This window comes from Pantoea sp. E2023-21 (assembly GCF_051302795.1).
GTDB lineage: Bacteria > Pseudomonadota > Gammaproteobacteria > Enterobacterales > Enterobacteriaceae > Pantoea > Pantoea ludwigii_A.
Genome location: NZ_CP195344.1, coordinates 48,756 through 68,852 on the forward strand (window position 1 = coordinate 48,756; position 20,097 = coordinate 68,852).

21 protein-coding genes are annotated in these 20,097 nt (G+C 53.9%); 12 read left to right on the forward strand and 9 right to left on the reverse strand.

What is annotated here, in order from left to right; all coding sequences use genetic code 11:
* The first annotated feature begins 442 nt into the window (after positions 1-442).
* From ACRQ84_RS00240 to ACRQ84_RS00255, 4 genes are all read left to right on the forward strand, one after another.
* Positions 443-1,420: a glycosyltransferase family 2 protein gene (locus ACRQ84_RS00240; RefSeq protein ID WP_064740372.1), complete on the forward strand. Its 978-nt coding sequence runs from the start codon at positions 443-445 to the stop codon at positions 1,418-1,420.
* Positions 1,421-1,436: 16 nt separating this feature from the next.
* The gene (locus ACRQ84_RS00245) at positions 1,437-2,744 is read left to right on the forward strand and encodes an oligosaccharide flippase family protein (protein WP_483816873.1); all 1,308 of its coding nucleotides are present in this window, start codon (positions 1,437-1,439) and stop codon (positions 2,742-2,744) included.
* Positions 2,741-3,736 carry a glycosyltransferase family 2 protein gene (locus tag ACRQ84_RS00250; protein ID WP_064740374.1) on the forward strand — a complete coding sequence of 332 codons (996 nt, stop codon included), beginning with the start codon at positions 2,741-2,743 and terminating at the stop codon, positions 3,734-3,736. The genes ACRQ84_RS00245 and ACRQ84_RS00250 overlap by 4 nt, the downstream gene beginning before the upstream one ends.
* A gap of 363 nt (positions 3,737-4,099) precedes the next feature.
* Positions 4,100-5,389 (forward strand): HAAAP family serine/threonine permease, encoded by a 1,290-nt coding sequence (locus tag ACRQ84_RS00255; RefSeq protein ID WP_483816874.1) that lies wholly within the window; start codon positions 4,100-4,102, stop codon positions 5,387-5,389.
* Between the two features lie 76 nt (positions 5,390-5,465).
* Here the strand turns inward: ACRQ84_RS00255 and ACRQ84_RS00260 are convergent, their stop codons facing one another.
* From ACRQ84_RS00260 to dbpA, 3 genes are all read right to left on the reverse strand, one after another.
* Positions 5,466-7,022: a methyl-accepting chemotaxis protein gene (locus ACRQ84_RS00260; RefSeq protein WP_483816875.1), complete on the reverse strand. Its 1,557-nt coding sequence runs from the start codon at positions 7,020-7,022 to the stop codon at positions 5,466-5,468.
* 322 nt (positions 7,023-7,344) lie between these two features.
* Positions 7,345-8,307: a chemotaxis protein gene (locus ACRQ84_RS00265; protein ID WP_007887101.1), complete on the reverse strand. Its 963-nt coding sequence runs from the start codon at positions 8,305-8,307 to the stop codon at positions 7,345-7,347.
* Positions 8,308-8,447: 140 nt separating this feature from the next.
* Complete coding sequence (gene dbpA / locus ACRQ84_RS00270) at positions 8,448-9,827, reverse strand: ATP-dependent RNA helicase DbpA (protein WP_064740377.1); 1,380 nt, start codon at positions 9,825-9,827, stop codon at positions 8,448-8,450.
* Positions 9,828-10,228: 401 nt separating this feature from the next.
* Here dbpA and ACRQ84_RS00275 point away from each other — a divergent pair, with 401 nt between their 5' ends.
* The gene (locus ACRQ84_RS00275) at positions 10,229-10,426 is read left to right on the forward strand and encodes a hypothetical protein (protein ID WP_039333073.1); all 198 of its coding nucleotides are present in this window, start codon (positions 10,229-10,231) and stop codon (positions 10,424-10,426) included.
* A gap of 130 nt (positions 10,427-10,556) precedes the next feature.
* On the opposite strand, the gene ACRQ84_RS00280 is transcribed toward ACRQ84_RS00275, so the two are convergent.
* Entirely contained in the window at positions 10,557-11,918 is a 1,362-nt protein-coding gene (locus ACRQ84_RS00280) for an amidohydrolase family protein (protein WP_483816876.1), read from the reverse strand.
* 88 nt (positions 11,919-12,006) lie between these two features.
* Positions 12,007-12,867 (reverse strand): LysR family transcriptional regulator, encoded by an 861-nt coding sequence (locus ACRQ84_RS00285; RefSeq protein ID WP_483816877.1) that lies wholly within the window; start codon positions 12,865-12,867, stop codon positions 12,007-12,009.
* Between the two features lie 87 nt (positions 12,868-12,954).
* On the opposite strand from ACRQ84_RS00285, the gene ACRQ84_RS00290 reads away from it, so the two are divergent.
* From ACRQ84_RS00290 to yniD, 5 genes are all read left to right on the forward strand, one after another.
* Entirely contained in the window at positions 12,955-14,127 is a 1,173-nt protein-coding gene (locus ACRQ84_RS00290) for a cyanate transporter (protein ID WP_483816878.1), read from the forward strand.
* Positions 14,128-14,303: 176 nt separating this feature from the next.
* Complete coding sequence (gene lldR, locus ACRQ84_RS00295) at positions 14,304-15,074, forward strand: transcriptional regulator LldR (protein ID WP_483816879.1); 771 nt, start codon at positions 14,304-14,306, stop codon at positions 15,072-15,074.
* The gene (lldD, locus tag ACRQ84_RS00300) at positions 15,071-16,261 is read left to right on the forward strand and encodes an FMN-dependent L-lactate dehydrogenase LldD (RefSeq protein ID WP_064740382.1); all 1,191 of its coding nucleotides are present in this window, start codon (positions 15,071-15,073) and stop codon (positions 16,259-16,261) included. The genes lldR and lldD overlap by 4 nt, the downstream gene beginning before the upstream one ends.
* Before the next feature lie 64 nt (positions 16,262-16,325).
* Complete coding sequence (locus tag ACRQ84_RS00305) at positions 16,326-16,754, forward strand: OsmC family protein (RefSeq protein WP_483816880.1); 429 nt, start codon at positions 16,326-16,328, stop codon at positions 16,752-16,754.
* A 79-nt stretch (positions 16,755-16,833) separates the two neighbouring features.
* Positions 16,834-16,941, forward strand: a complete 108-nt coding sequence (yniD, locus tag ACRQ84_RS00310) for a small membrane protein YniD (protein ID WP_021507251.1) — start codon at positions 16,834-16,836, stop codon at positions 16,939-16,941.
* 114 nt (positions 16,942-17,055) lie between these two features.
* Here yniD and ACRQ84_RS00315 read toward each other — a convergent pair whose 3' ends face one another.
* Together ACRQ84_RS00315 and ACRQ84_RS00320 are read right to left on the reverse strand one after the other, a co-directional pair.
* The gene (locus ACRQ84_RS00315) at positions 17,056-17,289 is read right to left on the reverse strand and encodes a hypothetical protein (protein WP_064740385.1); all 234 of its coding nucleotides are present in this window, start codon (positions 17,287-17,289) and stop codon (positions 17,056-17,058) included.
* 111 nt (positions 17,290-17,400) lie between these two features.
* Positions 17,401-17,571: a hypothetical protein gene (locus ACRQ84_RS00320; RefSeq protein ID WP_007887091.1), complete on the reverse strand. Its 171-nt coding sequence runs from the start codon at positions 17,569-17,571 to the stop codon at positions 17,401-17,403.
* Positions 17,572-17,783: 212 nt separating this feature from the next.
* On the opposite strand from ACRQ84_RS00320, the gene ACRQ84_RS00325 reads away from it, so the two are divergent.
* The gene (locus ACRQ84_RS00325; protein WP_196762366.1) at positions 17,784-17,951 is read left to right on the forward strand and encodes a hypothetical protein; all 168 of its coding nucleotides are present in this window, start codon (positions 17,784-17,786) and stop codon (positions 17,949-17,951) included.
* Between the two features lie 183 nt (positions 17,952-18,134).
* On the opposite strand, the gene ACRQ84_RS00330 is transcribed toward ACRQ84_RS00325, so the two are convergent.
* Positions 18,135-18,515: a winged helix-turn-helix transcriptional regulator gene (locus ACRQ84_RS00330; protein WP_483816881.1), complete on the reverse strand. Its 381-nt coding sequence runs from the start codon at positions 18,513-18,515 to the stop codon at positions 18,135-18,137.
* A 99-nt stretch (positions 18,516-18,614) separates the two neighbouring features.
* On the opposite strand from ACRQ84_RS00330, the gene ACRQ84_RS00335 reads away from it, so the two are divergent.
* Positions 18,615-19,346: an SDR family NAD(P)-dependent oxidoreductase gene (locus ACRQ84_RS00335; protein ID WP_483816882.1), complete on the forward strand. Its 732-nt coding sequence runs from the start codon at positions 18,615-18,617 to the stop codon at positions 19,344-19,346.
* 41 nt (positions 19,347-19,387) lie between these two features.
* Here the strand turns inward: ACRQ84_RS00335 and ACRQ84_RS00340 are convergent, their stop codons facing one another.
* Entirely contained in the window at positions 19,388-20,035 is a 648-nt protein-coding gene (locus tag ACRQ84_RS00340; protein ID WP_064740388.1) for a CPBP family intramembrane glutamic endopeptidase, read from the reverse strand.
* Between the last annotated feature and the right edge of the window lie 62 nt (positions 20,036-20,097).

Consider the following 20,097-nt stretch of genomic DNA (forward strand, 5'->3'; position numbering starts at 1 on the left):
ACTCTCATTACTGAAAGATAAAAAATTTAATTTAAGTACGTCGTGAAAGCCGTGGTGACGGCATTAGCATAATCACCCAAAGAAAAAACGTAACTGGCTGAAAATTAACTGAACTCTTACGGGTGCAGCGCAGCCTCTTTACGCCTAAAAAGTGGGTTTCTGCGTAGTCAGTAAACAGGTAGCTGCAAGCCTGGGGCGGTAGCCTGCCTGATTTACCTGAAGAAAACAGAATAAATCTGCACGGTTTATTTGGCGATTATCTTATTCAGTCATCTTTTTAGAGAGGATTAAAGGCCAATTTTAGTTGACCTGAGGAAACTCTGAAATAAACAGGCAATAAATGTTAAGCCGGGCGCAAGCAACGCGCAGCGTTAATCGCTGCAACGTTCAGCGATTACTTTTTCCGCCCGCAACTTTTACTTCGACAGAGTCCAGAGGTTATATGCAAAATCCCGTTAACGACGTTTTAATCAGCGTCATCGTGCCGGTGTATAATGCCGCGGCGTATCTGGAGCGATGCATTGATAGCCTGCTAAAGCAGGAAGAAAGCCGTTTTGAAGTGATTTTTATTAACGACGGTTCCAGCGATAATTCGCTCGCGATATTACAGAACTACGCCCATTACCCGCATTTCCACATCATCGACAAAACCAATGGTGGCGTCTCGTCGGCGCGCAATCAGGGCATTCGCGCTTCACGCGGCAAACTGCTGTGTTTTTTAGACGCCGATGATTTTTTGCCTGCTAGCGCGTTTGCCACCTATGTGCGGTTGATGCAAAACCCGGTGGCGATGGTGGTGGGAGCATCTCAGCACTTCACGCCGCAAGGCGAGCCGCTCGATTTCCCGGCGAACACCACTGACACTCGCCAGTTGGCGGCGTCGGCGGCAATCAATGATCTGCTCTATTTCAATCCGCGTCACGGCATCTGCGATAAGGTGTTTCGCGGCGATGTCATTCGCCAGCATCAACTCAGTTTTAACGAAGAGATTTACAACTTCGAAGATCTGCTGTTTGTGATCAATTACCTGCATCTGCAACAGGATCGTCAGGTGATCTTCACCCAGCAGGTGGTTTATCACTACGTGGTATCCACCAACTCGGCCACACGATCGGCGTTACGTGAAAAGCATTTCTCATTTGCGCGTTCGTTTAATGGCATGCAGGCGTTTTTATCCGCGCAGCATAGTCGCTGTTATTACCACCTCTATTTAAAAGTCACCTCGTCCTATATCTATAAAGCGCTGCACAGCGACGGATTCAGTCGCGCCTTTATTGATGAATATATTTCGCTCTACCGTCGCAGCTTTAAGTCCTATTTCACCTCTGGATTGATGCTCAATCCGTGGAGCCTGTACTTTGCGCTGTTTTTTGTCAGTCCACGACTGGTATCGCGTCTGCGCCGACTGGCACAGAAATAAACGCTGAGGTTGAGTTGTGAAAGATAAATTAAAAAATTCCATGTGGATGATCGCTGAAAAGCTGATTGCGGTATTTGGCCTGATATTCGTCACCTCCTATGTGGCGAAATATGTTGGGCCAACCACCTTCGGCATTATTTCGATCTCAATGCTGGTATTTCAGTTCATCCAGAGCATCGCGCTGATGGGCAGCGATGTGATTTTGTTGAAACGCCTGTCGCAAAATCATCACTCCGGCATGCGCTTAATGATGGCGACGTTTCTGTTGGTGTTGCTGATTTATGGCGTGTTGGCGGCAAGCGGCATGCTGATCATGGGAGAAGAGTGGCGTGCTGAAGCGCGGGTATTTATCTGCGCAGCGGCAATTGCCTGCCTGTTTTCCTCACTCGATTTGGTGAATATCTACAACGAGGCGAGGCTCAATGCGCGCCTGAATGTGATGGCCAATCTGGCGGGGCTGGCCATCAGTTTAACCGTGCGCTTCTTTATCTCTTATTACGGCCTGGACCCGCAGCTATTGTCGATTCCGATCGTATTGGCAACCTTTATTCCGTTTGCTATCAAGCTGGTGATTTTCCTTAAATACCATCGCCAGGTGCCGATTCCGGCACTGCGCCAGATGAAAAAATATTCACGCTATATGGTGGCATCGGGTATTTCCCTGGTGTTTTCAGTGATTGCTGTGGCGATCTATACCCGCGTGAACCAACTCAGCGTCTCTTATTTCCTTGGTGTAAAAGAGGCGGGCATTTTCACCGTAGCGCTGACACTCGCCACTGCATGGGTCTTTTTACCCAATGCGTTACTGGCTTCCTTTTTTCCAGCATTTTTTGCCGAGCGTGATGATAAGCAGTCAATTATCAAAGCGCAGAAATTACATCTGCTGGTGATTGGCGTCTCCTCGCTGGTGATTTTGGCGATTTGGTTATTGTCCGGATGGTTTATTCGCAACTTCTACGGGGCGGATTATCTCGATGCCGTAGCGCCAACGCTGTTACTCAGCGTGGGTGCGATGTGTGCAGTGCTCAGCAGTGTTATGGACCGTTTTATTATTAAGTACAACGGATATCGTTACTTAGTTAAGAAAACCTTCGTAGTGTTATTAATTTGCGTGGCGTCCTCTTTATTATTGGTTCCTAATTTTGGTTTAAACGGCGCGGCCATGAGCGTGGTATTAACCGAGTTCTTATCGTTCTCCCTGCTTAATTATTTTTTCCCTGCTCAACCTGTCATGCGTATTCACCAGGTATTTATCAACCCCAGGAAACTATGGCTGTTATTTAACAATATCAAAACCTCAGACAGTAAAGAGAGTTTATCATGAATGAAAAAACACTATTTAGTCTTATCATTCCCGTCTATAACGCACAAAAAACCGTTAAACGTACCTTGCAGAGCGTACTTCAACAGACGTTCAGCAGTTATGAGGTTATTGTGGTCAATGATGGCAGCAGCGATTCAACCGCGAAAATACTGGAAGAGTTTAGCGCGTATTCACAGGTCACGGTAATTAACCAGATTAATGCCGGTGTCAGCGCCGCCCGTAATAATGGAATGCAGCACGCCAGCGGCGAATATGTGTTATTCCTCGATGCGGATGATTGGGTGGACGATAATTTCCTCATGATCTTCAAACAACATCTTGATGCCTGGCCAGCGGAATCTGTCGATTTGATGGTAGGAAACCTCAACGACAACCGCGTAGGGAAAGTGTCTCAGGCGGGCTTCTTCAGCCAGGAGGACATTCCTTACGTGCTGGGTGAACTGGAGATGAGTGATAACATCGGCTATCTCCATAACAAATGTTATCGCCGTCAGATTATTGAGGAACTGAATCTGCGCTTCCTGGAAGGTATTTCAATGAGCGAGGATTTGCTGTTTAACCTTAAATTCTTCAGCTGCATTAGCAACTTCCTGGTGACGCCGGGTGCGGCTTATCATTATGAAGACGTGGAGGGTTCATTATCGAAGCGTAAAGTGCAATACAGTGAACTGAAAGTGCGTAAACAGTTTCTCACCGCGCTTTATGATTCGATCATTAGTAAATATCAGTCCAGCGATCTCGACTATTTCCTCAAAGGCATTTCCAAACGTGTGCTCGCGCTGGATATGCAGATCGTGACCGCTATGTATCACGCTTCGTTTTCACCTGCGGATATCGCCCAGGAAATTAATGAAATAAAGCGGGGTAAATACTCAAAAGGTATTTTCATCCTGCTGAATAAAAATGAAAAATTGAAGTACATGATTATGAATTTGAATACACTTACAGCGTACTATTTTCTTTATGCATTATACAGAATGCGTGCATTCTAATTAAATTCTCCCGGTGTTAGCCTCTGGACGCATTTGCTGTTTCAGAGGCTAATTATCGGGGGAGTTTCCCCCGATGTTATCAACCTACCCGTTGCCGCACCTTTCCACTTTCCTCACGCCTTTCTGCTGACTCCCCATTACTCCTTCTTGCACTCATCCCGCGTCTCATGTCAAATAGCGCCCCATGCAATCGATTGCGCGCATGTTTCGTGCATTTTCTGCGGCACAGGACATCAGGATGCGTGAATTTCATCTCATGAAGCGTCATCCTTTGCGTTCCGGCCGGGCGGAGCCGCCCACGCCATGATTGGCAGCCATCATTGTGGCTGCATGTTGATAAAGCTTGAAATTCTGGAGAGACAGATGGACAACTCACAAACCGGTACGCTTGGCACCGTAGAAACGGCGGCGAAGGGCTGGCGCAAGAGTGATACCGTGTGGATGCTGGGTCTTTACGGTACGGCGATTGGTGCGGGCGTACTTTTCCTGCCGATTAATGCCGGGGCAGGCGGGCTGATTCCGCTGATTATCATGGCGATCCTTGCCTTCCCGATGACCTATTACGCCCATCGCGCGCTGACGCGCTTTGTGCTCTCCGGTAAAAATCCCGGCGAAGATATCACCGAAGTGGTTGAAGAGCATTTCGGTGTGGGTGCCGGCAAAATCATCACCTTGCTCTACTTCTTTGCCATCTATCCGATCCTGCTGATGTACAGCGTGGCGATTACCAATACCGTTGATAGCTTTATCGTGCATCAGCTAGGTCTGGTTTCGCCGCCGCGTGCGCTGCTGACGCTGATGCTGATTATCGGCATGATGACGGTGGTGCGCTTCGGTGAGCAGATGATTGTGAAAGCGATGAGCGTGCTGGTGTTCCCGTTTGTAGCGGTGCTGATGCTACTGGCGGCTTATCTGGTGCCGCACTGGCATGGCGCGGCGCTGGAAACCTTGTCGCTGAGCCAGAGCGTCAGCGGTCACGGCATCCTGATGACGCTGTGGCTGGCAATTCCGGTAATGGTGTTCTCCTTCAACCACTCGCCGATCATTTCGTCGTTTGCTGTCGCCAAGCGCGATGAATACGGTGCTGGCGCCGAGAAAAAGTGTTCACGCATTCTGGCGAACGCCCATTTGTTGATGGTGGTGACGGTGATGTTCTTTGTGTTCAGCTGCGTGCTGAGCCTGTCGCCAGCCGATCTGCAGGCGGCGAAAGATCAGAACATCACCATTCTGTCTTACTTAGCTAACCACTTTAATGTGCCGATGATTGCGTGGATGGGCCCGATTGTCGCGATGGTGGCGATCACCAAATCGTTCCTTGGGCATTATCTGGGGGCGCGTGAAGGTTTTAACGGCATTGTGGTGAAGTCATTGCGCAGCCGCGGTAAAACCGTCACGCCGCAGCGCCTGAATCGTCTAACCACCGGCTTTATGTTGCTGACCACCTGGCTGGTGGCGACGCTGAATCCAAGCATTCTGGGGATGATTGAAACCCTGGGTGGGCCGATTATTGCGATGATTCTGTTCCTGATGCCGATGTACGCCATCCAGAAAGTGCCGGCGATGCGGCAGTACAGCGGGAAGATCAGTAATCTGTTTGTGGTGATTGTTGGCGTGCTGGCGATTTCGTCGATTGCGTATTCGCTGATGAATTAACACCCGCACTAAACCGTAGCGGCGCGATTTATCGCGCGATGAATCGCGCCGCTACAATGTGATCGCCGTTGGGGAATTACACCGCCGCGGTTTTAAACACGCTCATCGACTGCGCTAAACGATCCGCCTGCTCCTGCAACGCCTGCGACGCTGCTGAGGCTTCCTGCACCAATGCTGCGTTCTGTTGCGTCACCGCTTCCATCTGGGTTATCGCCGAGTTAATCTCGCTAATCCCGCTGCTCTGTTCGCTGCTGGCGATGGTGATTTCACTCATGATATCCGCCACGCTTTTCACGCTGCTAACCACTTCACCAATGGTGGAACCGGCGTGCGTCACCAGGCGGCTGCCTTCATCGACCTGTGCCACAGAATCCTCGATTAACACCTTGATCTCTTTTGCGGCAGAAGCAGAACGTGCCGCCAGATTACGCACTTCGGTCGCCACCACGGCAAAACCACGGCCTTGCTCACCGGCGCGTGCGGCTTCGACCGCGGCGTTAAGTGAAAGAATATTGGTCTGGAAGGCAATCGAATCGATTACGCTGATAATATCGACGATCTTCTTCGAAGAGAGCGTAATGGCTTCCATCTTCTCGATCACCTGTTCCATTACCACGCCGCCCTGTTTCGCCACGTTGGAGGTATTCGCCACCAGTTGATTGGCTTCACGCGCGTTCTCGGCATTGTGTTTCACGGTGGCGGTCATCTGCTCCATCGCCGAAGCGGTCTCTTCCAGCGAGCTGGCTTGCTGTTCGGTACGCGAAGAGAGATCGATGTTGCCGCTGGAGATCTGATTCGATGCTACGGCGATAGTATCGGATCCCGCGCGCACATCGGAAACGATGGTCAGCAGGTTGTCGTTCATCGCCTGCAGCGCCTGCATCAGTACGGCGGTTTCATCTTTGCCGCTGATTTCAATGTGTGAACTGAGGTCACCTGCCGCCACTTTCCCGGCGATTTCTACCGCTTCGTTGAGTGGGCGCACAATCGAATGTGTCAGCATAAAGCCCAATACAATTGCGGCCGCAATCGCAATGGCAGAGAAAATCAGTGTCATCTCAATCGCAGATGAGCCGTTTTCAATGATTCTTGCGCCTTCTTGCTCCAACTGTGCCGACTGTGAGTTGGCAAAAGCGACAGCGCTTTCCAGGAATGCATTCTGCGTATTCGTTATAGATTTCAACACATAAGTACTTGCTGCTTCGGCATTTCCAGCACGCACCAGTTCCAATAATTCTTTCTTATCAACTTCAAACTTGTCACTGGCCGCCAGCAGGCCAGCAATTTTCTTTTTACCCACTTCGGTTACCTGCAGCGCTTTGATTTTATTCATTGCGTTATTGGTATGTTCGGTGGCTTCTGCCAGCTGCTGATAGCGTTTTTCGTTGTACTGCGGGCGCGTGGTATCAATCACGATGCCGCGCAGATATTTGATTTGATCGTTAACCCCGTCGCGCACGTCAAAACCGAGACGGACTTTTACGTAGCGATCTTCAACAATCGAAGTGATGCCGGTTTTGATATTGTTGATTTTGCTGATCGACGTCACGCCGACGATAACTAACAGTGCGACCACTAAACCAAAAGCGATGCCCAGACGGACGCCGACCTTCATATTCTTTAAGCTCAACATTGGTTCTCCCCGTAATACCAGAAATTGATGTTTCAAGACGGAAAAGCAGGCAAGGCGCCCGCATCAGGTTGATGTTTTCTAAGATGAAAATTCGTTACGCAGCGTGACAAATCTGGTATGGCAGTTGCGGCGCAAGCGCTTTCTGTTATCGGTTATTAATGTTTTAACTTTAATTTTTAGAGCTAGGTCACAGAATGGTTAACGGCAGTAACGGTGATTTTTGGCTGGTATTTAAGAAGTTGTCATAAGGTCGCCATGAATGGCGACCTTACAAGGGCGTTTCGTAGGGTGCGCATTTATGCGCACCGGGATAACGATGTAATTAACGCGGTTTTTTCAGTACGCCGTGGATCACGCTGGAGAGTTCGTTAATTTCGAATTTCGCCACGTAACCATCGGCACCGACTTTACGCACGTGATCTTCGTTGGCGCTACCGGAGAGCGAGGAGTGGATCACCACCGGAATCTGGCGCAGATTGTTATCGCGCTTGATGTTACGCGTTAAGGTAAAGCCATCCATTTCTGGCATTTCGAGATCGGTCAGCACCAGGGCGATCTTGTCATGGATCGATTCACCGTTGGCTGCGGCTTCTTTCTGCATCTCGTTAATCTTGATCCAGGCTTCCAGACCGGTGTTATGCATAATCGCCGGGATGCCCATGCTTTTCAGCCCTTGCTCCAGCAGCTGACGCGCCACTTTGGAATCTTCCGCGACAATCGCCACCTGACCCGGCTTAAGATTGAAATCTTTGGCGGTTTCGGCGCTCGGCTCAACGCCACGTACTGAAGGGATGATGTCATACAGAATCTGCTCAACATCCAGCACCATCGCCAGATTGTTGCTCTGACCGTCGGTATCCAGACAGGCGATGCTGGTGATGTTACGGCTGCCGATCCCCGCTTCCGCGGTATGCACCTGGCTCCAGTCGAGACGCACAATGTTCTCCACCGATTCCACCGCAAAGGCCTGAGTACTGCGCGCATATTCTGTCACCAGCAGCAGGTTAAGGCCGGTTTCCGGTTTGCAGCCGGTGACAGCCGGCAGATCGATAACCGGAATAAACTGACCGCGAATACTCGCCATGCCCAACAGCGGCGATTGCATACCCGCGGCGCGGGTGATGGTTGGCATCGGCACGATTTCGCGCAGTTTAAACACGTTGATGCCGTACAGCTCAGATTTGCCTTTCAGCTGATCGGAACCCAGTCGGAACAACAGCAGTTCGAATTTATTGGAAAGCGCAAGATTGGCGCGTTCATCGATCTCTTTCTGAAAATTATCCATCATGGCCTCGGAGCAGATCTGGGCAGGGAAAAGGGCAGGGCAAAATCGCCATGATTAACTTATCGGCAGAAGAGAAAAAAAATGAAGGGGAGATAACGGAAATTTTAGCGTGAGAGCGATCGCCCTCACGCTTACACATCTTACTTCAGCAGAATGGCGCGCACGCTTTTGCCTTTGATCTTGCCCTCTTTCAGCTTGATCAGGGCTTTCTTCGCCAGAGCGGCGTCGATGGCAACATAAGCGTGCGTGGCGGTCATATCGATCTTGCCGATCTGATCGCCATTGAATCCGGCTTCACCGGTCAGCGCGCCAAGGATATCGCCCGGACGGATTTTGGCTTTGCGGCCGCCATCAATGCACAGCGTCATTTTGGTCGCCGGCAGCGATTTGGCGCTAATGCCTTTCAGCGTACTGGAAGCGATCCAGTTGAGCTTCTGCTGCAGATACTCTTCCAGCGCATTGGCGCGCACCATTTCGTCTGGGGCAACAAAGCTCACCGCCAGCCCTTTTTCACCGGCGCGACCGGTACGCCCGATGCGGTGGATGTGTACTTCCGGATCCCACGCCAGCTGGAAATTCACCACTAACGCCAGCGATTTGATATCCAGGCCGCGTGCAGCCACATCGGTGGCGATCAGTACGCGGATGCTGCCGTTGGCAAAGCGAATTAACACGCGCTCGCGATCGCGCTGTTCCAGATCGCCATGCAGCGCTAACGCACTGATATCACGTTCATTTAATGCAGCGGCGACGTCATCACACTCGCGCTTAGTGTTACAGAACACCACGCAGGAGGCCGGTTGCTGCTGGCTGAGCAGGGCGCCGAGCAGGCTGTGACGCTCTTTGGCGCTGGCTTCAATAAACTGCTGCTCGATGGTGGGTAACTCGGTTTTATCTTCAGTGGCCACCGCCAGCGCATCACGTTGAAAACGCTGGCTGAGGCTGGCGATGGTATCCGGCCAGGTGGCAGAGAACAGCAGCGTCTGGCGCGTCTCCGGCGTGAAACCAATGATTGCTTCCATGTCATCGCGGAAGCCCATCTCCAGCATGCGATCCGCTTCATCCAGCACCAGCGTTTGCAGCTTGCTGAGATCGAGGTTGTCGCGCTTCAGATGATCGAGCAAACGGCCCGGCGTCCCCACCACGATATGCGGCGCATGCACCAGTGAATCGCGTTGCGCGCTCATCGGCTGGCCGCCGCACAGCGTCAGGATTTTGATATTGCGGGTAAAACGCGCCAGCTGACGCAGCACGTTGCTGACCTGATCGGCCAGTTCGCGCGTCGGGCACAGAATCAACGCCTGAGTGTGGAACTGGCTGTTGTCGATGCGATTCAGTAAACCCACGCCAAAGGCGGCGGTTTTGCCACTGCCGGTTTTCGCCTGCGCACGCACGTCGCGCCCTTCCAGAATAGCGGGCAGGGAAGCGGCCTGAATCGGCGTCATGGCGTCGAAGCCCATCTCGCGCAGGTTATCGAGTTGGCTGGCGGGCAGTTGCGTCAGGGTAGAAAAAGCAGTCACGGGAATGTCTCTAATTGCGGGTAGGATTGCGGCGGTCAGTCTGGCAGAAAGGACCCGCATCGGCAATGGCAAAAGCGCGCTTGCTTTACCCCTGAAATCAGTAAGTGTCACGTTCGCTTTGTTTAATTAATCAACGATAACTATCGCGAAATTCTAATGCTTTTGCGGTTGATATTCTCAAAGATGAGTGCGCTAAAAACATACATAGTGAACGAAAAGGTGCAATTAGCCTTGATAAGCGGGTTATTCAGGGGCTTTTGTTCGACTTTTTGCAGATGTAACGCTTATGTGTTGCTACGGATGGGAGAAATTCTGATTAAAAAAACCTGTCGCTTTGCTTTATATTTAGCGCGCCATTAGGTGAACGATTAGATACTCAAAATAATTCAGAGGTCATTTCATTGAGTCATTACGTCCAGGGACAAAACGAAGACATTCTGAAAATCGTCGGCCGCGCCGTGTTAACGCTGCATCTGCACGGAGAAACTTTGTCATCTGATAAAGTCAGCTCCATGATTGCCTGTTACGCGGAAGAAGAGCCTGTTAGTGACGATGAAAACCAGCGGTTGTATGCGCTGGCGATTCAGATGCTTTCGTAAATCCAGCACTCATCGGGTGTGCGTGTGCCACCCTTTTTATGTCGTACGTAAAGCCTCCTTGCGGAGGCTTTTTTGTTTTGAGCTGTGCGGTTTTTGGAACGGCCGCCATGAATGGCGACCCTACGGAATATTACGCGCTAAACACCGGCAATCCACGGTGGAAAGTGGCGCGAACCGGGGAGATGCGTGCCACGGCTTCGGCGGAGCAGCTGGCATCGACCAGCATCATGCTGGCTTCGTCATCGACCTTCGGCCATTGTCGCTCGCCCTGATTCGACAGCGGCAAAATCCCGCCGGTGGCGATATGCAGCGCGCGGCTCAAACCGAACTCATCGGAACCGCGATACAGCTGCGCATACACATTGGCTTTTTCCAGCATGCTGCCGGTGCCGAACGGCGACCAGTGATCGATCACGCTATCGGTGCCGGTCATCACGGTAATGCCCGCCGCCTGCAGCTGCGGCAGCGGCATGGTCAGTTTGCCAATCGGAATCGTCGAGGCCACGCTCATCTGCTGCTCGGCCATGCCCGCAATCATCTGATCCAGCGCTTTGCCTTCCAGCGTCCCGAGCGCAAAACCGTGGCTCAGCGTCACTTTGCCTTTTAACTGCGGATTTTTAGCAATGGTATCGATCATGTACTGAATCGCCGCCACGCCAGACGGTGAGGTCTCATGCAGATGAATATCTACGCCGCGCTGGAAGTCGATGGCGATTTGGAACATGGCATCCAGCGACGCCTGCATCGCGCCATCCACGTTGGTGGGATCGAGTCCGCCCACGAACTGTACGCCCATCTGCATCGCTTCGCGCATCAAGCCATCCACCTTCGAGTGCAGCAAACCGTGCTGTGGGAAGGCAACGATTTCACACGGGAATTCCGGGTGATCGGCCAGCGCCAGCTTGAGATGCTCAAGACTTTTCAACCCGCTCACCGGATCGATATTGCAGTGGCTGCGCGCTTCGGTGGTGCCTTTGCTGTGCAGCAGACCCATAATCGCTTCGGCACGTGCCTGCGAAGTCGGCAGCAGTTGCGGTATCAGCACCTGTTCACGTGCAATCATATCCATGATGGTTTTGCCCTGACGCGGACGCGGCGCTTGCCACGGCCCACCGTAGAAGGTTTTGTCGAGATGGATATGCATGTCGCGCGTGCGCGGCAGCAGCAGGGCGCCGTTGGCATCCCATTGCGGCAGCGCGGCGTTGCGCGCGTTGCCTGCCGCCTCGATTGCGGCAAACGTGCCGTCTTTAATCGTGATGTCATACAGGGCCGTGCGCGTGGCGATCACCTCATTACCGTCGCGCTCAAAACCCTCTTCGAGGCGTACGTTGAGCAGTTGATAATGCGCCACGCGCGGCGGTGGCGTGTGCGGCTGTATGCTGTTGGCGAGCAGTGGAGAAGCGGGGCCGGCGTAGCTGATACCGGCGGCCAGCAGGCTACCGGCGGCGGTCAGGCTAAGAAATTCGCGACGGCTGGGAGAGGTAAGTTGCATCAGAGGTTCCATCAAATGAGAAACGCTTAATCTGGCAAAACTCAACGCATCGCGCTGCGATATTTGCCACTGATGAGCAGTGGAAAAATCACTGCCACTGTAAGTGGCAAAACGTGACCAGCGCGGCGGCCAGAGCCTGTTGCGGAGTGTCCTGTGGCGCACGGCAAAACAGCGCCAGTTCAAAATGGTTGATATCGGGTAACCCGTCAGCCTCACCTAACACGCGATGCTCAGGCAGGCGGCAGCTGGCAGGAAGCAGTGTTAAACCTAATCCGGCGGCGCTGGCGCTGGCGAGCGCCACCAAACTGGCACTGCTGTAGCTGATGCGCCAGCTGCGGCCGAGGGTATCCAGCGTCTGCGCCATCTCTTCGCGATAGAGACCGAGCTGCGGGAACACCACCAGCGGCACCGGCGTTTGCTCAAAACAGGGATGTTCGGCGCTGTCCAGCCACAGCAGCGGCTCGAGGCGCGAAGCCAGCGGGCGGTCGCCGCCCGGCTGTTTGATCAGCATGATATCCAGCTCCTCGCGCTGCCAGGCGCGGTGCAGATCGACATACATGCCGCTCATCACGTCGAGGCGCAGTTGCGGATGTTCACGGCTGAACTCCGCCAGTAAACCGGCAGTCGGCGCGGCAAAATCTTCCGGCACGCCGAGACGCAACACGCCGTCGCGCCATTTATCGCTCAGCACGTCATGCGCTTCTCCGTTTAGCGCAATAATGCGGCGCGCATAGCCCAGCAGTTTCTCGCCCTCTTCGGTGAGCGCCACCTGATGCGAGGTGCGCTCCAGCAGCGGTTTGCCAATCATCTCTTCCAGCCGACGCACCTGCTGACTGACGGTGGATTGCGACAGATGCACACGATCGGCGGCGCGGGTGAAGCTGGCGGTTTCGCACACCGCCACAAAACTCAGCAGCTGCTGCGGGGTAAACATCGGCTGTCGATTCATTTTTCCACTGGTCGTTATGGTGTTATTTCATTTCCAAATAGTAGCGACTGCTGCGATGCTGACAACCTCTTTACAGCAGGATTGTGTATGAATCGACATTATGACGGATTAACGCTCGGCGCTTTGGTGCTGGCTGGGCTGAATATGCGACCGTTACTCACTTCTATTAGTCCATTACTCGGTCAGCTTCGTCAGACGATGGGACTCTCTTCACTGGCGGCCTCGCTGCTGCCTGCGGTACCCATGATAATGATGGGCGCAGTCGCGCTGCTGAGCGCTTCGCTGATGCAGCGCGTGCCGCTGCAACGCTTGCTGCTGGCCGGATTGACGCTACTGCTGCTGGCGCTGGCGGCGCGCGGCCTGATCCATGACGGCGGCTGGCTGGTGGTCAGCGCGCTGTTTGGCGGGCTTGGCGTTGGCGTGGTGCAGATGGCGATGCCGGGTCTGATTCGTCAGCGGTTTACACAGCGCAGCGCGCCGGTCACCGGATTGTGGGCGGGCGCACTGATGGGCGGCGGCGGGTTAGGCGCGGCGTTATCGCCGTGGCTCAGCGAGCGTTTCGGCTGGTCGCTGGCGCTGACCGGCTGGGCGCTGCCGGTGCTGCTGGCGATTGGATTGTGGTTATACGTGCGCGTACCCACCACCGCCAGCACGGAAAACATTGCGCTGCCGTCACTGTGGCGCACGCCGCGCGCCTGGACGCTGGCGATCAGTTTTGGCCTGGTGAACGGCGGTTACGCCACCTGCGTTGCCTGGCTGCCGGATGCTTATCATCATCTTGGCTGGTCGGCGCAGGTCGGCGGATCGCTGCTCGGCGTGATGATTTTGTGTCAGGTTGCGGGGGCATTACTGATGCCGCTGCTGGCGCGTAAGGCGGATCGGCGTCCGCAGCTGATTATCAGCCTGCTGTGTCAGCTGGTCGGCATGAGTGGCTTCCTGTTTGCACCGCTGTTCGCGCCGTGGCTGTGGGCGGCAATTGCTGGATTTGGGCTGGGCGCAGCATTCCCGCTGGCGATGGTGCTGGCGCTCGATCACCTGCCACATCCGCAGGCCGGTGCGCGACTGGTTGCCTTTATGCAGGGCGCGGGCTTTATTATCGCCGGTAGCATGCCGTTTATTGCCGGCCAGCTACAGGCGTTAACCCACAGTTTTTCCAGCGTGTGGTTGATGCAGGCGGCGGTGACGGTTGGGCTGATCTTGCTCAACTTGCGCTTTCATCCCCGCAGTTATCGGCGTGCCTTTGGTCGGACTGCGGCGTAATTGGTCCTACCGCACGGTGCAAATATGGCCAAGCCGTCACATAACCTGAAAAATCCCGCCCGTTTCATTGCATCAAAATAACAAAGCATTAACCATTCTCTTCCACAAAACCCGTTGCGCTGAATTTTGGTCCTACCAATTCAGCGTGGCGGGCGAGAATTATTCAGGATAATGCGATGACGCAAAATACACTGCGGGCGCGGCTCAGCGCCTGGATCACAGAACATCAGCTTGAGTCGGGCATGCGTTTACCTTCGGAGCGCGCACTGGCGGCGGAGTTCGGTGTCTCGCGTTCGTCACTGCGCGAGGCGATTCAGCAGCTGATCAGCAGCGGCGTGCTGGTCAGCAAACGCGGTGGCGGTACCTGGCTGCGTCAGCCGCAGCAGCCGTGGTCGGAACAGCGCATCGTTGAGCCGATTCGCCAGCTGTTGGCGGAGGATCCCGATTATCGTTATGACATCCTTGAAGCACGGCACGCCATTGAAGCCAGCACCGCGTGGCATGCGGCGTTACGTGCCACCGAATCGGATAAAGAGCGGCTGCGCTATGCGTTCGATGCGCTGCTTAAGATGAATGAGAGCGACGATCCCGATCTCGCCGCCCAGGCCGATTTGCGCTTCCATCTGGCCATCGCCGAAGCCTCGCATAATGTGGTGTTGCTGCAAACCATGCGCGGCTTTTTTGATCTGCTGCAATCCTCGGTGCTGCACAGCCGCCAGCGCATGTATACCCATCCGGTGATATTCAATCGTCTAAATGAGCAGCATCAAGCGCTGTTCGATGCGGTGATGGCCGGTGACGCTGAAGCGGCGCGCCAGGCAGCAATGGATCACCTCGGTTTTGTGCATACCACCATGAAAGCCCTGCACGAAGATGAAGCGCGCCAGGCGCGCATTACGCGTCTGCCGGGCCACGATTTACCTCAGCATAAGGAAAAAAATGGATGATTATTTCTGCTGCCAGTGACTATCGCGCCGCGGCGCAACGCATCTTGCCGCCGTTCCTGTTTCACTATCTGGATGGCGGCGCATATGCCGAACACACGCTGAAGCGTAATGTCGCCGATCTTTCCGATGTGGCGCTGCGCCAGCGCGTGCTGAAGAACATGTCGGAATTGAGCCTTGAGACCACCCTGTTCAATGAAACGTTGTCGATGCCGGTGGCGCTGGCACCGGTGGGTTTGTGCGGCATGTATGCGCGGCGCGGTGAAGTGCAGGCGGCACGCGCGGCAGCGCTGAAAGGCATTCCGTTTACGCTCTCTACCGTGTCGGTGTGCCCAATCGAAGAAGTGGCACCGGCCATCAATCGACCCATGTGGTTCCAGCTCTATGTGCTGCGCGATCGTGGCTTTATGCGCAATGCGCTGGAGCGCGCCAAAGCCGCCGGCTGCACCACGCTGGTGTTCACCGTCGATATGCCGACGCCGGGCGCACGGTATCGCGATGCGCATTCCGGCATGAGCGGTCCGCATGCGGCCATGCGGCGTTACTGGCAGTCGGCTACGCATCCGCAATGGGCGTGGGATGTCGGTTTACATGGCCGCCCGCACGATCTCGGCAATATCTCCACTTATCTCGGCAAACCGACCGGGCTGGAAGATTACATCGGCTGGCTGGCGAACAACTTCGATCCTTCCATTTCCTGGAAAGATTTGGAATGGATTCGGGAGTTCTGGGATGGCCCGATGGTCATTAAAGGCATTCTCGACGCGGAAGATGCACGGGACGCGGTGCGTTTTGGTGCCGATGGCATTGTGGTGTCGAATCACGGCGGACGTCAGCTGGATGGCGTGCTGTCGTCGGCGCGCGCGTTACCGGCGATTGCCGATGCGGTGAAAGGCGATATCACTATTTTGGCCGATAGCGGCATCCGCAGCGGTTTAGACGTGGTGCGGATGATCGCACTCGGTGCCGACAGCGTGTTGCTGGGGCGCGCATTTGTCTATGCGCTGGCAACGCACGGTCAACGCGGCGTTGAGAATCTGCTCAATTTGATTGAGAAAGAGATGAAAGTGGCGATGACGCTGACCGGCGCGAAATCGATCAAAGAGATCACGCAAGCCTCGCTGGTGCAGGCCAATGCGCTGCTGAGCGAGGCGGGATTGAGCCCGGCACGTCCGCGGGCGGTGAGCTGAGTGCCAGCAAAATCAGTGATGTTGTCTATACTGAAACCCTGTCGAACACAACAGGAGGAATGACATGACTATTCATAAGAAAGGATCGGCCCATTGGGAAGGCGACATTAAAGGCAAAGGTACGGTAAGCACTGAAAGCGGCGTGTTGAGCAATCAACCGTACGGTTTTAACACCCGTTTCGAAGGGCAAAAGGGCACCAATCCGGAAGAATTGATTGGTGCTGCGCATGCCGCTTGCTTCTCAATGGCACTGTCGCTGATGTTGGGCAACGAAGGGCATAAGCCAACCAGTATCGATACCACGGCTGATGTGTCACTGGATAAAAAGGGCGAGGGTTTCGCCATCACCAGGATCGCGCTGACCAGCGCCATTGCGCTGCCAGGCATTGATGACGCGAAGTTCGATGAGATTATCCAGAAAGCCAAAGCGGGCTGCCCGGTATCTCAGGTACTGAATGCCGAGATTACGCTCGACTATACGCTGAATAAATAATCGCCCAATTGGGTGACCAGCGTTAGAATCAACGGTGCGCCTTAGGGCGCATCGTTGCTTTCTGCCGTCTGGAGGATGCGTGGCAAAAAAACTGGCTGCAACCAAACACTGGAAAATGATCGTGGTGCTGTTGTGCATCTGCGGAGCGCTGATGCTGATTCGCTGGGCGGCGATGATATGGGGCTGAAGGACTGGATTTGCAGCCACAAGCTCGGCGTATTGGTGATGGTAATTTTGGTACTGGAGTTACTGCACTATCTGCTCACGGCGTCGTGGTTCCCGTGGCAAATTCGCTAATCAATCAGGCGTATTCGCCATCGGTCTGCCGGACGTTACGCACGCTGCTGCGCGCAATGCGATAGGCTTTGCGCGGATCGCCCGCCACAAACTCGAAGGTGGGCGAGAAGTAGAAGGGCAGCCAGCCGCCGAAGCCGCTTTCCCATTCCCAACGTACGGGGCAGGGCCACAGGATGCCATCATACAAAATGTAATAAACCCAGCGTCCGTTTGGACGACGGGGACGAGAAGTTTTCATTGGATTCACAACGGTGATAGTGAAAAGCAGCTTATATTTTGAACGCTACAACCGATTCTTGCAATGCTGCCTGGCTGTTTTTTGCGCGACCCTAATAAAACTGGCACCGAATTAACGGTGCACTTCGCCACAAAGTAAGACCACATTAGGCCGGACTTTATGGATGCGATCGGCCATCTGCTCACAGGCCACTTTGGTCGGATAAATGCGCTCCGAAACCGGTAAGGCGTCGCAGGCATCATGTCCACACGCGCTCACTAATAAAACAAAACCAATCAGCATAATCAGACTCCTTTAACACCTTCTCGTTGGTACGGAATGTGTGGCTGGTCGTTCCCTTTTTTGATCCAGTATAGCTAAACGCGGCGGGAGTCAATTATCACCCTGAGCGGCTTTCTTGTCTGACTGAGCAGATTATACGCATCGCGGCGCACATCAGTAGCGTAATCTGGGCTAAACTATGCGGCCCTGATAAAAACGATGAGTGCGTTAACATGTCAAACGAAATTGCCCATCCGGCTAGCAACCCAAAACAAGCCGCCCTGCAACTGGTGATTGAATTGGTGCGGGCGGGGAAGCTGAGCCCGCTGCACGGTGATGCGTCTAATATGATTTCCATCTACGAGCAGTTCAAAAATCATTTCGAAGCAGAAAAAGAGTAATTTCTGCGCCTTGGGTCGCCATGAATGGCGTCATGCCGATCGGTTAAACGCCGTACCAAATCACCGCACCTTCCGTAGCGGCGCGATTTATCGCGCAATGAATTGCGCCGCTACAGTGTGTGCGCTCGGTAATTAGGTTTTTTCATCTCTTAACTGACAACCATTACGCCATGAATGGCGACCTTACACCCGTTCTTCGGTGTGGGTGCGGTCGTACTCTTCCTGCGCACGTTCCAGGCTTGGACCATGCTCCAGCGCCCAGTCATACAGCGCGATAAACGGTTGTTGCAGCGTCTGCGCGAGCGGCGTCAGGCTATATTCCACACCGATTGGTGCCGTGTTCAGCACTTCACGATTCACCAGCCCATTACGCTCCAGCCGCTTTAACGCATCCGCTAACGCTTTATGGGTGATGCCATCCAGTCGACGACGAATCTCATTAAACCGCGCGGGCTTCGTGCACAGCACGGTAAGAATTAATATCGACCATTTATTGGTGATGTGCTCCAACACCGGCCGGGTTTTTCCTACATCTCTCAAGCTGTTACCGTCGATCTCTGCCATGGCGATATACTCCGCGATATCTGGTATAAACAAAGTGCGTAATTGTTATTAAGTATAAAATATATACCATCTGTTTTCTACCCAAACAGGAGAAAGCAGATGAGCAGACTGGAAAACAAAGTGGCGGTGGTATTGGGCGGCGCAAAGGGAATAGGTCTGGCAATTAGCCAGCGTTTTGCCCGCGAAGGGGCGACAACCTGGTTTACCTCGCGCCGTGACGAAGAGTTACTGGCCGCCAGCCGCAGCATCACGGGCAACGCGCACCCGCTGCGTGCCGATGTGAGCCAGCAGAGTGAACTGACGCGCATTATTGAGACGATTACGCGCGAATCCGGGCAGCTGGATGTGTTGGTGATCAATGCTGGGATGGCGGAGTACGCCACCATTGATGAGATCAACGCAGAGCATTTTGATAGCATCTTCGGCCTCAATGTACGCTCGCCGGTATTTGCCCTGCAGGCGGCGTTGCCGCTGCTGAAGCCTGGCGCCAGCGTGGTGCTGATAGGGTCAATTGCGGATGTGATTGGCACCCAAGGTTACGGCGTTTACAGCGCCAGTAAAGCCGCGCTGCGATCCTTTGCGCGTACCTGGACGCGTGAGCTCTCCGCGCGTGGCATCCGTGTTAACGTGGTGGCTCCCGGCCCGATTGATACCGATATGATGCAGGCGGCGTCTGAAGAGGTGCGCACCGGAATAACCAGCACCATCCCACTCAGCAGAATGGGCAAACCCGAAGAAGTGGCCAACGTCGCGCTGTTCCTCGCCAGCGATGAAAGCAGTTACATTGCGGGCGCAGAAATCTGTGTGGATGGCGGTTTGACGCAAGTGTGAGGCGTGTTTACGGCCATCTCAGGATGGCTGTTTTTGCTTTATCAGGCGAAATACCAGGCGGGGAGGATGGCGATCAAATTGTTCAGCGTATGCAGGAAAATCGGCAGCGCCAGGCTGTTACTGCGCAGACGCGCATAGCACAGCAGCAGTGAAAATAGCGTCAACGCCACCAGCGTTTCCCAATGCACATATTGAGTATGCATGGCGGCGAACAGCAGGGAAGTGAGGAGCATGCAGGCAAAACGGCTTCCTGGAGCCCACAGTAGAAAACCTTGCAGTAGAAATCCGCGAAACAGCACTTCTTCAAAAACGGGCGCCAACAAGACCGCCGTGAGCAACAGAATCAGCATCGAGCTGCGTCCCTGCTGAGATTGCGCAATCAGCCAGCCTTCCGGTTGCAGAAACTGCGTCTGCGCCACCATCAAAGCAAACAGCAAACCGATAAACAGCAACGTCTGCATCGGATGAACAAACCCCAATGGAATATCGTTACGACGTTGGCAATAAAAACGGTATAGCGGATAGATCACCGCAAATTCAACCAGACAAAGCACAGGCATTAGCAAGCCGTTGGTACGCAGCATCCCGTAATTGGGAAACAGCGTAACCAGCATGGTCACAAGGTAATAGACCACAAAGCTACCCACGTAAAACAGCGTTAACGTAACTTTGTCGGATTGGGTGTCCATAGGCGACTCAGCGAGCAGAGGAGAGCGCATAGTAGCAACGGCGATCATCGCTGTCGAGGTGG